At 37.8% G+C, this 12,622-nt stretch carries 6 protein-coding genes; 2 read left to right on the forward strand and 4 right to left on the reverse strand.

Annotated features, from left to right (window positions below):
• Complete coding sequence (locus AB8P06_RS07025; protein WP_369839804.1) at positions 1-1,098, reverse strand: Nif3-like dinuclear metal center hexameric protein; 1,098 nt, start codon at positions 1,096-1,098, stop codon at positions 1-3.
• Positions 1,099-1,159: 61 nt separating this feature from the next.
• Between AB8P06_RS07025 and AB8P06_RS07030 the strand changes: the two genes are divergently transcribed.
• Together AB8P06_RS07030 and AB8P06_RS07035 are read left to right on the forward strand one after the other, a co-directional pair.
• Positions 1,160-1,987 carry an ion transporter gene (locus tag AB8P06_RS07030; RefSeq protein WP_369839806.1) on the forward strand — a complete coding sequence of 276 codons (828 nt, stop codon included), beginning with the start codon at positions 1,160-1,162 and terminating at the stop codon, positions 1,985-1,987.
• A 43-nt stretch (positions 1,988-2,030) separates the two neighbouring features.
• On the forward strand, positions 2,031-2,189 hold the full coding sequence (locus AB8P06_RS07035) for a hypothetical protein (protein ID WP_369839809.1): 159 nt from the start codon (positions 2,031-2,033) through the stop codon (positions 2,187-2,189).
• A 518-nt stretch (positions 2,190-2,707) separates the two neighbouring features.
• Here the strand turns inward: AB8P06_RS07035 and AB8P06_RS07040 are convergent.
• The 3 genes from AB8P06_RS07040 to dnaE form a co-directional block, all read right to left on the reverse strand.
• The gene (locus AB8P06_RS07040; RefSeq protein ID WP_369839812.1) at positions 2,708-4,669 is read right to left on the reverse strand and encodes a T9SS type A sorting domain-containing protein; all 1,962 of its coding nucleotides are present in this window, start codon (positions 4,667-4,669) and stop codon (positions 2,708-2,710) included.
• 128 nt (positions 4,670-4,797) lie between these two features.
• Positions 4,798-7,431 (reverse strand): T9SS type A sorting domain-containing protein, encoded by a 2,634-nt coding sequence (locus AB8P06_RS07045; protein WP_369839815.1) that lies wholly within the window; start codon positions 7,429-7,431, stop codon positions 4,798-4,800.
• Positions 7,432-7,772: 341 nt separating this feature from the next.
• Complete coding sequence (gene dnaE, locus AB8P06_RS07050; protein WP_369839818.1) at positions 7,773-12,440, reverse strand: DNA polymerase III subunit alpha; 4,668 nt, start codon at positions 12,438-12,440, stop codon at positions 7,773-7,775.
• Between the last annotated feature and the right edge of the window lie 182 nt (positions 12,441-12,622).

The raw sequence follows: 12,622 nt of genomic DNA on the forward strand, positions 1-12,622 counted from the left end.
CTAAAGGAAATAATTTACTGGGTTTGTTTTTTCGCTAGATTTTGAGATTGCAAATGTACTAAATTTTTGTGACAAAATTTCAAATAATTGTTGAGTTACAAATTGTTCTGATTCATAATGACCTACATCGCAAATCAGCATTTTAGATTCTGCCAGGAAATAATCATGGTATTTGATATCTCCCGTAAGATAGGCATCACATTTTCTGGATAAGGCAGATTTTATTCCGCTTGCCCCGGAACCACCGAGTACTCCTACTCTTTTGATTTTTTTATGGATAAAATCCGAATGTTTAATGATTTCAAGATTAAATTTTTCTTTAACCAGTTTCAGAAAATCTTTTTCATCAAGCTCTTCTTCCAATTCACCATACATTCCCAAACCTGAATATTGGTTTTCATTGTCCAGATGATAAATCTGATAGGCAACTTCTTCATAAGGATGAGCTGATTTCATTGCAGAGATGATCTGATCTTGTTTATAGCTCTCAAAAATCACGGAAATCATATTTTCATCAGCATTTTCACGGATATTTTGCTGTCCGGAAAACGGATTGGAGCCTTCAGTGGGTCTGAAAGTACCGCTTCCTTCGATTGTGAAGCTGCATTCGTCATAAAACCCGATATTTCCTGCTCCGGCTGAAAAAAGAGCTTCTTTTAACACATTTGAATGATCTTTCGGGACAAAAACCGTTAATTGTTTCAGATTATTTTTTTTAGGCTGAAGAATTTTCAGGTTTTTCAATCCAAGATGATGGCAAATGCCGGCATTCACTCCGAAGAAGTCGTTATCGAAGGCAGTGTGTATCGCATAAATGGCTATTTTATTTTCTATCGCTTTCAGAACTGCCCTTTCCACATAATTTTTTCCGGTTAAAGATTTTAATCCTGAAAAAATAATCGGATGAAAACATACTATTAAATTACAATTTTTATGGATAGCTTCATCTACTACATTTTCCAAAGCATCGTGGCACACGAGGATTCCACTCACATTCCGGGTAGGAACTCCACACAGCAGCCCTACATTATCAAAGTCTTCCGCCTGTTGTAGAGGGATACGGGTTTCTATTTTTGAAATTACTTCGCTTATTGTCATTTTATTCTGTATGTTTGCTACGAAAATAGGGATAATTTGTTAATTTAAAAAAAACAGAAAAATGGAAAAAGAACATAATCTTGTTCCCGAAGATAAGCTCTGGAAAAGATTTCTTTACCGGATTATTTACCGTTCCGACACTAAGCTCGGCAAATTATTTGACATTATTTTATTATCCTTAATCCTTTTAAGCACTTTCATCATTATGATGGAAAGTGTGCCCAAGCTGGACAAAAGATTTCATCTTACTTTCGTTGTTTTTGAATGGATCATTTCTTTATTTTTTACAGTTGAATATATGATGCGTATTGCTGTTGTAAAGAATAAGAAAAATTATATTTTCAGCTTTTTCGGGGTTATTGATTTTCTGGCCCTGGTTCCTTTTTATTTAAGTTTCTTCTTCCCGGTAACCAAATATTTCCTGATTTTCAGGATGCTGAGGATGCTGAGAATTTTCAGGATTTTCAATTTGCTTGATTTTATGAATGACGGTTATCTCATCGTAAGAGCATTGAAAAACAGTTCCAGAAAGATTTATATTTTCCTTTTATTTTTAATTATATTTTCAGTGATTGTAGGATCCCTGATGTTTATGGTGGAAGGTGGAAGGCCAGGATTTGAAACCATTCCGCAATCTATTTACTGGGCTGTTGTTACGGTAACTACTGTAGGTTATGGCGATGTATCCCCGATTACCCCGATGGGTAAATTTTTTGCGGTGATACTGATGCTGGCCGGTTATTCTATTATTGCCGTTCCTACCGGTATTGTAACGGCAGAGATGAGAAATAAAAGACAAAATCTTGAAAAGGTGTGCGAGCAGTGCGGAAATGAAGATATTGATGATGATGCAAGGTATTGTAAGCAGTGTGGCAAGAAATTGGCTTAGTATTTTATATCAAATTAATCTATTAACCCAATATCATAAAATCATGGAACCAACAAAGAAAGACAGACCCAATAATCTAGTGAAAATACTTTTCGCACTGGTTATATTAATGATTATCATTTATTTTGTCCTGGTAATGTTTTTCCCTACTGTTTTTGAACATATGAGCACGGGAGATATACAACCTGTTCCTGACAAATAAATAATTTCCGGCGGCTTAAGCCGCCGGAAACTTTCACACAAAAAACTACTTTTTATTTATCTTCACCATTTGTTCCGAACCGTCTTTCATTTTTCAACTTAACGAAATAATCCTGTCTCCAGATCCTGAAGCAGCATCAAAGAACTGAATTTTTCTATTGTTTTAATCATCTTCTATTATATATCTGTTACAGAAGAATCAAAGTTTTTTATTCATTAGGCAAAACTTAAATCATGCAAACCCAGCATATCTGTATCTTTATATTTGTATTGCAAGTATAAAAACACTCAATATCTTTTCAAAATAAAATCGCCAATAATTCACAAAATAATGAATATTAAACAATATCATTATATTTTATTTTTAACACTAAACTGTTTACTACTAATATCTTTTTCATCAGACTATCAATAATAACAGCCAAATAAAATTATAATTCATTGATCTGTAAGAAATATTTTCCACAAAAAAAAAGACGAATAAAAATATTCGTCTTTATAATTTTCTATGAAATTAAATTATTTCTTAATGGCTTTAACTGTTTGTTTTGAACCGTCTTTCATATTAAGGGTCACCAGGTATAATCCTGATTTGAGATCTCCCAAATGAAGTTCTGATCCCGGATTATCTATTGTTTTTAATAGTCTTCCTGAAATATCTGAAACAGAAACCGATTTTACATTTGTAGCATCTGAAATATTCAATACATCAGCAAACGGATTCGGATGGATCTTAATACTGTTTTTAGTATTTGAAACTTCAGAAGTACCCAAAGAGTTTTTGGTTATGTTGATTGTGAATGCTCCTTCAGGATCATCTGTAAATCCACTGTAGCTTCCTACGTTCACATAATATGTATTTCCTGAAAGGGTCTGAATAGAAATGGTTTCAGTATCTCCCATCCCTGTATCATCTACAGTATCTTCGCATGATAAGCTGCCACAGCTTCCGCTGTATACTCCTATCTGAGGATCAAAATCACTTCCTGCAGGCATTGTAACGGTAATATCAAATACTCCACCATCTCCTACGAATGTAAACCATGTACCGTCATTCATTCCGTTTGAGCAGGCATCTATCATTCCTGCATTATTGGTAGCACCGGCACCATCTGCCTGTACATAAGTATATGGGAAAGTAGCTGCTGCCAAAGCTCCTGAACATTCATCATTTACCGGTGGCGGCGGATATGTACCTACACATATATCAAAACTCTGGTTACTTCCGGCATCAAAATAGCTGTAAACTCTTACATAATAGGTTTCACCTACTGTAAGCCCGGAAACCGGAGATGAATCACCATCTGAACACAGAATACTCGAAAGTGTACCACAAGCCCCACTGAACACCTGGAAATAAGTATCCTCATCATTAGGAGTAGTTCCTACAGACATGATGTTAGTAAGAGAAATTTTATGGCTGGTAGCAGTAGCTACAAATTTAAACCAAACATCATCATCAGGATCACCATAACAAGGATCAGGGATCAATCCTGAATCGGTAGCACCAATTGTATAACCTGAAGTTACAGTACCACAGTTCAGATCCGGATTTACAGTCAATGTAATCGCATTTGCACAATCGTCATTTGCAGGAGCCGGCGGAGCTGATTTAAACATAACTTCAGAACATCCGGTTGATTCACCTCCTGCTCCTACTCCGATTACTCTTAGGTAATAGTTTGTATTAGGGCTAAGTGGTGTTGACGGGCTAAATGTATTGGTGGTCACAGATTGCTGGTTTACAACATCCGTGCCTCCCGGAGTCGTACCTATTGAGATTTTGTAAGTTGTTGCTCCGGCAACATTATTCCAGGTAATTGTTGGAGATAACGGCACAAACGTAGCATTATTCATAGGATACGTAATCAGCGGACAAGCCGGAATCGGACTTGGGGTTAATCCAACAAGAGTAATAACCGACTTATACCCGACTAAGTTTCCATCCGGCGGAGAAGCCGGATCAGGGTTGGTAGGGTCGCTTCGGTAATAGATAGTTGAATTGGGTGCTGAATTATACACATAAAACGCCTCGTCATTATTGTCATAATTCGGCGAATTTTCTTCTGCAGCCACTACCAGATTGTCTGTGTTATTGTATGCAAATGGTGTTGCAAAGGTAACTTCTACCACTCCGTTTGCATTGGTTACCGTTCCGGCATACACCTGTGTAAGCTGAGTAACCGGGATCCAGTCTGTTTCAGAAGTGAAATTGGATTTGGAAGTGTGTCCTAAATAAACTACCCAATCTGATGAATTGGCCAGAGATAATGAAGGATCAAGATAGAACTTTAATCCCGTAATATTCCCTGCTGCATCGGCATTGATTTCCTGCTTAGGAAAAATCTGCTGTACATAGGAATATCCGTAGTAACTACTTATTGGAGCGACTCCAACATCCGTGCTTCCTGTACCCAAATCGATCTGGGCATTTAAAGCCATGCTTAGTGTTAGTAAACATGAAAGTAAAAATTTTGTCATAAATCAGTATATTTTGCTTTTCATTTTACTAAATTAATAATAAAATACTAAAATGAATGAAAATTTATATAAAAAAATAGCAGCTAAGTAACTTAGCTGCTATAATTATTTGCAAATCAAATTGATTTTTATTTTTTGATTGCTTTTATGGTTTGTTTAGTACCGTCTTTCATTTCAAGAGTTACCAAATACAATCCTTGTTTCAATTCTCCCAATTGAAGAGCTGAAGACGGGTTGCTGATTGTTTTCACCAATCTTCCCGCAACATCGGAAACCGAAACTGATTTCACATTTGCGATATCTGAAATATTCAATACATCTGCAAACGGGTTCGGATATACTTTAATATTGTTCTTGTTATTGGAAACTTCAGAAGTACCTAACTGTAAAGAAGCATCATAAGCAGAAATCTGGAACTGACCGTCGCTTCCTCCACCAGCATTAGAATATCTCCATAAGCTTACATATAATACTGTACCCGGAGTCTGACCTGTTAAAGAAACTTTAGAGAAGTTTCCGTTTCCTCCGTCATCATCACAAGCTACAGAGTTTCCACTTGTACAATCTGTAAATACAGACATTACCGTATCTGTTAATGCTGTTCCCGTAACTGTATCTGTTTCTATAGTAATACTTCCTGAAGCAGGAACTGTAACAGTATACCAAACATTCCCTGCAACATTCGTAGGAGTTGACAAACAGCTGGCAACTGATGACGAAGAATTTGTAGATCCTGATGTAGTTCCTGTTACTGCATTTTGTGCAAAGTTTCCACCTGCAACCAAAGCAATAGCATTAGAACATTCATCGTTAGCTGGTGGCAATGCAAGAGTAGTAAATGATGTCTGAATCCAAGTACTGTTACCAGCAGTACAGTTAGATCTTACCCATGCATAATAAGTAGTCTGCGGAGTAAGAGGACCGATATCTGCAGTTGTTAAGTTGGTCGTTGTACCGGATGCAGGTGCAACATTGGTTGTTGTAAATGCATATTCATATCCGTTAGGAGCTGTAGCAGGTGCAGTCCATGAAATGGTTGCTCCTACAGTTGTAATATTAGAGGCTGTTAAAGCAGAAGGCTCAGTACAAACCGGTGTTACATCAATACTGATGTTATCTACATACAATCTGTTCATATCTGCATCAGAGTATGCATTAAATCCGAAGTAATATACTCCTGAAGCTGAAGGAGTGAAATCGATCATTTCAGCAACTGCAGTACTTCCGTTAGTAATATTTGGATAATCAGCTAAAACAGTTGTCATTGATGCACTGGCTGCAGCAGTACCGTAAGCCACTTTCATTTTTTCAGGATACGTTGTTCCGCTGGCATTTCCATAGATATACTTTATTCTGTATGAAGTACCTGCAGTAAGGTTGATTCCCTGAGTGTAGAACCATGCATTAGCAGCATTGGTACTGTTATAAGTATAGTTCAATACTTTTGTATTGAAGCTTCCGCTACCAGGTGAGTAAGTCGTCCAGTTATTACCTGTACCTGCATTTTCAGAAGCAGTACAAGCCGGTAAAGCCGGAGTTGTAGCACTTTCAAAATTCTGAGTGTAAGGAACACCTGTTGCACCACATATAGTTGAGAAGTTTCTTACTGTACAAGATGCTGATGTACTTGTAGCACTTACCGCGTTTACGGTGTAATAATAAGTCGTAGACATATTTAATGGCGTAGAGAACGTATAAGTAGTAACGTTTCCTAAATCCTGATTATTAATTACATCTGTTCCACCTGAAGTAGTTCCTACTGTTAATTTATACGTGGTAGCTCCCGTAACCGCATCCCATGTAATCGTAGGAGTTGTAACCTGTCCGTTTGCTCCTGCAGTTGGTGCTGTTACGGTAGGACAAGGAATTACCTTTGTAGTGAAAGATCTTTCTGTACAACCTGTTGAAGATGTTCCGGCATTGTAAGAACTTACTGTATAATAATATTGCTTTTCATAATCCAAAGCTGTAGCGATAGCATAGGTTGTAACGTTTCCTACATCCTGGTTATTTAAAATATCTGTTCCGCCGGGAGTGGTTCCCATAGATATTCTGTATCCTGTAGCATTACTTACTCCTGCCCATGTAATTGAAGGCGTTACAGACACTCCTGTAGCAGCCGCAGCCGGTGTAGAAACAGTAGGACAGGCAGGAATAGCACTAGGGTTTAGTCCTAATAATGTAACCACCGATTTATTGCCACTACGTGTTCCGTTAGGAAGTGTTCCCGCCGGGTCAGGGTTTGTAGAATCATTTCTGTAGTACAGGGTGTTGTTTGAAGTAGCTGCATACATATACATTGCTTCAGAGCTACCGTTGGAATCATACCCTGCCTTATTCTCTTCAGCAGCAATAACAAGGTTATCTGTGTTGTTATAAGCAAAAGGTGTTGTAAAGGTTACTTCAATCACTCCGGAATTGTTAGTTACAGTTCCTTCAAAAACCTTTGTAAGACCTGCTAACGGAATCCAGTCTGAGCTGGAAGAAAAGGTAGTTTTGGTAGTATGGCCAATGTATACTACCCAAGAGTCCGAATTGGCAATTGAAGCCGTAGCCGATAAATAAAATTTAAGTCCGGTGATATTCCCCGCAGCGTCTGCGTTGATTTCCGACTTAGGAAAAATTTGCTGTACATACGAATACCCGTAATAGGTACTTACAGGAACAGCCGTTCCCGTAGTTGTTCCGCTACCCAGAGTGATCTGAGCATTCGCGAATGTGGCCATTATAAAAAACAGACACAATAGTAGAAGTTTTTTCATGCTTTAGTAAAATTAAAATTGGGAGATAAAAGTAAAAAAAAATTTCACCCTAAACCATAAAATTTCATAATTTTTTAATAAAAAAAGTACAGTATTCCATTTTTTTTACATAAATTAAACGTGCATTTAATAAAAATTACAAAATCAGCAATAACAAAAACAACATAACTTATTTGATATTCAATTGTTTACAAAAAATAACTCTAATATTCAATTAGCAAAATTTAACGACTTAACATAAAAAAATAATTACATAATTCCTTAATGTTTGATTAATCTTCAAACATTAAAAACAAAAAAAGATGGCTTTTTGCCATCTTTTTTTTGTTTTACTTATATTTTTAATTCAGATAAAATTCATACTTATTAAGCAGCTGAATTTCCTTAATCAGATCTCCGTTCAGATCGACAGAATGCTTCATCGACTGCACTTCTATCTGGGAATTATCTTCTATATCCTTAATAAATATTTTAAACCTCTGGTTTCCTTTATTTTTATCAAGTACGTTTCTGAAAAATTCCAGATCTTCCGGCCTGAAATCCATAACATCCATCACCAGGGAAATGCTTTTTGCAAATCGTTCAAAAGCTTCCTGCAATTCAATAACATCATTTACATTCACAAAAACCCGTCCGTCTTTCACCTGGGCAAATTTTATTTTCAGGATGACAAACCTCTGTACTTCAAGCTTTTCTTTCAGCTTCATATAATCCCTGTCTCCCAGTCTGAAAGAATATGATCCCGAATAATCTTCCAGGGTAACAAAAGCCACTTTTTCACCGCTTCTGAAACCATCCTGAACCCTGTATTCCGTGATCAGGCCGGCAACGGTATACTCTTTACCACCACCGCCGTTTTCTCTTTCCTTCTGAATCTGTTTCCAGTCTTTTTTCTTTTCTTCAAACAATTCCTCCTGCTTATTCGCAAAAGCCTGTTCTTTATAAGCATCCACCTCATCAAGGTTCAGAAACTGGAAAACACCTTTAGGTTCCGCTTTTTTCCTGACTTCTTCTATAATTTCTTCTTCACCGGCAACCAAATCATCAGAAACAATTTCAATAAGGTCAGCAACCTCGTCAGATGAATCCTTTTCCAGAATCGGTACTTCATCCACAACCACTTTTTCGCCTTCTTCTTTTTCCAGAACGGCTTTTTTAGAAAGCTGCCCCTGCATAAACTGGAACTGATATTTAAATTCATCCAATGGATGTGCAGATAAATAGAATCCGATAATCTCTTTTTCTTTATTAAGCTTGTGCATATTCGGCCATTCAGGGCATGGTGCCAATTTGGGCTGCTCGATCTGAACTTCTTCAGCAAAATCTGCAAACAGAGAATTTTCCATTTCGTTTTTACTTTCCTGGAAGCTTTGTCCGTATCTGATCAGCCTTTCCAGGTTTGTTCTTCCCGCCATGTCAATATCAAAATACTGGCCTCTGTGGAAAGAATCCAGTTCGTCGAAAGCTCCCGCCAACACTAAACTTTCCGCCACTCTCTTATTCATTTGGGAAGGCATTATTCTTTCAAAGAAATCGTAAATATTTTTAAATCTTCCGTTTTCTCTTTCTCTTGTAATTGCTTCACTCGGGCCTTCCCCAATTCCTTTAATAGCGCCCAATCCAAAACGGATCTGTCCTTTTTCGTTTACCGAGAACTTATATTGGGATTCATTAACATCAGGGCCTAAAACATCTACTCCAATACTTTTACAATCTTCCATGAACATCGTAATCGAATCCGTATTGTTGATGTTATTACTCATTACACTCGCCATATATTCTGCGGGGTAATTGGCTTTCAGAAATGCGGTTTGATAAGCAATTAAAGCGTAACAGGTAGAGTGGGATTTATTGAAGGCATATTCTGCGAAAGCTTTCCAGTCGTTCCAGATTTTTTCCAGCCTTTCTTCATTCAGGTTATTTTTTCTTCCACCTTCGATAAATTTAGGGTACATTTTATTAAGAACATCGATCTGCTTTTTCCCCATCGCTTTCCTCAACGTATCGGCTTCACCTTTTGTAAAGTTCGCCAGTTTTTGGGATAAAAGCATTACCTGCTCCTGATAAACGGTAATCCCGTAGGTTTCTTTTAAATATTCTTCTGTTTCGGGTAAATCGTAAACAATTTCTTCAATACCGTGCTTTCTGTTGATAAAGTTTGGAATATATTTAATAGGACCAGGACGGTAAAGCGCGTTCATCGCAATAAGATCGGCAAAAACCGTTGGTTTAAGCTCCCTCATATACTTTTGCATCCCGGGACTTTCATACTGGAAAATCCCTACCGTCCTTCCTTCCTTAAATAATTGATAGGTCTTCGCGTCGTCAAGCCCGATATCATCAGGATTGATATCAATTCCGTGTCTTTGTTTAACTAATTTTAAAGCATCTTTAATGATCGTCAGCGTTCTCAGACCCAGAAAGTCCATTTTCAGGAGGCCTGCACTTTCTGCTACCGAGTTATCAAATTGCGATACCAGAATATCGGCATCTTTCGCAGCAATAGTTACCGGAACCAGGTTACTTACATCTTCCGGCGTAATAATTACTCCACAAGCATGGATACCCGTATTCCTGATGCATCCCTCCATCTTTTTTGCACTCGCCAGGACATCATGGCGCGGATCTGCAGGACTGTCAAGAACAAACCTCATCTCATCAACAAGCATCTGCTCTTCCGGTTTTAATTTATCATATTTGGCTAAAGCTTTCGCAATGTTCATTCCCGGTGTGGAAGGAATAAGCTTAGCAATATTATTAGTATCCGGAATAGGTACATCAAGAACCCTTCCTGCATCTTTAATAGCGGATTTCCCACCTAAAACCGAGTAAGTAATAATCTGAGCTACCTGGCTCTGTCCGTATTTCTCAATTACCCATTTGATGATCCTGTCCCTTCCTTCATCATCAAAATCGATATCAATATCGGGCATGGAAACCCTTTCCGGATTCAGGAACCTCTCAAAAAGGAGATCATATTTAATAGGGTCTACATTGGTAATTCCGATACAGTAAGCAACTGCAGAACCTGCAGCCGATCCCCTTCCCGGGCCTACCCAGACTCCCATATTCCGGGCTTCGTTACAGAAATCCTGTACAATCAGGAAGTAACCGGGATATCCTGTATTGGCAATTACATCCAATTCGAAATCAAGGCGTTCTTTAATTTCATCTGTAATTCCTGTTTCTGCATATCTTTTTCTCGCCCCTTCGTAGGTTAAATGGGTAAGATAGGCCATCTCACCGCGTTTTCCACCGTCAATGTCGTCTTCCGCATGAATGAATTCTTCCGGAATATCAAACTTCGGCAGGAGAACATCCCTTTTTAAAGTATAAGGTTTAAATTTCGCCGTAAATTCTTCATATGCCTCAAAAGCATCCGGGTAAGCCAGAAATGCTTCTTTAATTTCATCTGAATTTTTAATATAATATTCACCGGTAGCAAGGCCTCTTCTTTTACCGAATCCTTTTCCTACAGGTGTTGTTAACTTTTCACCGTCTTTGATGCAGCTTACGATATCCTGGATATTAGAATCGTCTTTATTCGTATAAAAAGTTTCATTCTGAGCCAGAATTTTTACGTTGTACTTGTCTGCCAGATATAATAAAACTTCATTTAAGTGTTCTTCTTCGGGAAGCTTATGGTTTTGAATCTGCACATAAAAATCATCTTCAAAAGTATCTTTCCACCATTTGAAAAGCTCCTCCCCTTTTTGCTCACCCGTATTTAAGATCGCATCCGGAATATCTCCGAGAATCCCCGATGTCAGGGCAATTACTCCTTCTTTATATTGGGCAATCAGTTCCCGGCTGATCCTTGGGACACCGAAGTAGAAACCTTTTAAGAAACCGATACTTGAAAGTTTGGCCAGGTTTTTATAGCCGTTAAAATCTTTCGCTAAAAGCACAACCTGTGTTCTTCTGTCCGGATCATCCTTGGTAAACTGCTTCTGTTCATAACGGTCTGAAATATAAAATTCACAGCCGACAACAGGAATCAAAGGTTCTGAAACCGGTTCCGGCTCATTAAACTCTGTTCCGTTTTCTTCAGCTTCCTGTTTTTTTTCTAAATATTCTTTATATTTTTTTGCCCGGTCTCCATTGGCTCCTTCCACTGCTGAAACAAATTTGAAGGCTCCCATCATATTTCCGAGATCCACCATTCCGACGGCCGGGAAATTATCATCCGAAGCTTTTTTGATCAGATCATTGATACTGGATGTGGCAGACAATGTGGAGAAAACGCTGTGATTATCAAAGTTGAAATACTTACCGAGGTCAATTTCGTCAATGCTTCCAAAATCCTGCTGCTTTTTCTTATTATTGAAATCTGCAACCTGTCTTCTGATAACGATACTGAAAGGCTTTATCGGATCAGGATAAAGTGTTTTAAAGTAGGCAAGCTGGTCTTCCGAAGTTTTTAAAACCTCAGCAGGAATCACCCCGATCCTCATCATTTCGAAGAAAACCTGGGCTGTTGCATTTACGTCGGCCGCTGCGTTGTGTGCTTCATCAAACTTATGGCCATACAGCTTTTCATAAAGCTCTTCCAGTTTCGGGGGCTTAAACCTTCCGCCACGGCCACCTCCAAGCTGGCAAAAATCCGTTCCCAGAATCATGGTATCGGCTCTTGGCTTTTCCTGAAGATTGTCTTTAATATCTTTTCTGTAAAATTCTGCTCCAACGATGTTATAGTCAAACTCAACATTATGCCCGGAAACAACTCTTACTTTATCTAAAACTCTTGCAAATTCCTCCAAAATTTCCTGCAGGTCACGACCTTCTTCATTGGCAATCTTTGTCGTGATCCCGTGAATTCTTGCCGCATTAAAGGGAATATCATACCCTTCCGGTTTGATAATATAATCCTGATTTTCAATTAAAGTTCCATCATCATCATGCAGCTGCCATGCGATCTGTACCATTCTTGGCCAGTTGTCTGAATCTGAAAGCGGAGCATTGAAATTTTTCGGTAATCCTGTGGTTTCGGTATCAAAAACTAAATACATGTATTTTTCAGTTTTTTTATTAAAAAAGAGAATGTAAAGTTAGCCCATTTTTTTCAAAAAACTTAACAGCAAGATACAAAAAATGCTATAATTTTTCTTTATAAAAGCACCTTTAAATAAAAATAGCAATTTATATTAAAAATATACATTAAAATATTAAATAAATAAATAATTAGCAATAA

The organism is Chryseobacterium tongliaonense, from assembly GCF_041224435.1.
GTDB lineage: Bacteria > Bacteroidota > Bacteroidia > Flavobacteriales > Weeksellaceae > Chryseobacterium > Chryseobacterium tongliaoense.

Coding starts and splice junctions, on each gene's coding strand:
- AB8P06_RS07025 (WP_369839804.1), bottom strand. CDS start 1,098: ATGACAATAAGCGAAGTAATTTCAAAAATAGAAACCCGTATCCCTCTA.
- AB8P06_RS07035 (WP_369839809.1), top strand. CDS start 2,031: ATGGAACCAACAAAGAAAGACAGACCCAATAATCTAGTGAAAATACTT.
- AB8P06_RS07045 (WP_369839815.1), bottom strand. CDS start 7,431: ATGAAAAAACTTCTACTATTGTGTCTGTTTTTTATAATGGCCACATTC.
- dnaE (WP_369839818.1), bottom strand. CDS start 12,440: ATGTATTTAGTTTTTGATACCGAAACCACAGGATTACCGAAAAATTTC.
- AB8P06_RS07040 (WP_369839812.1), bottom strand. CDS start 4,669: ATGACAAAATTTTTACTTTCATGTTTACTAACACTAAGCATGGCTTTA.
- AB8P06_RS07030 (WP_369839806.1), top strand. CDS start 1,160: ATGGAAAAAGAACATAATCTTGTTCCCGAAGATAAGCTCTGGAAAAGA.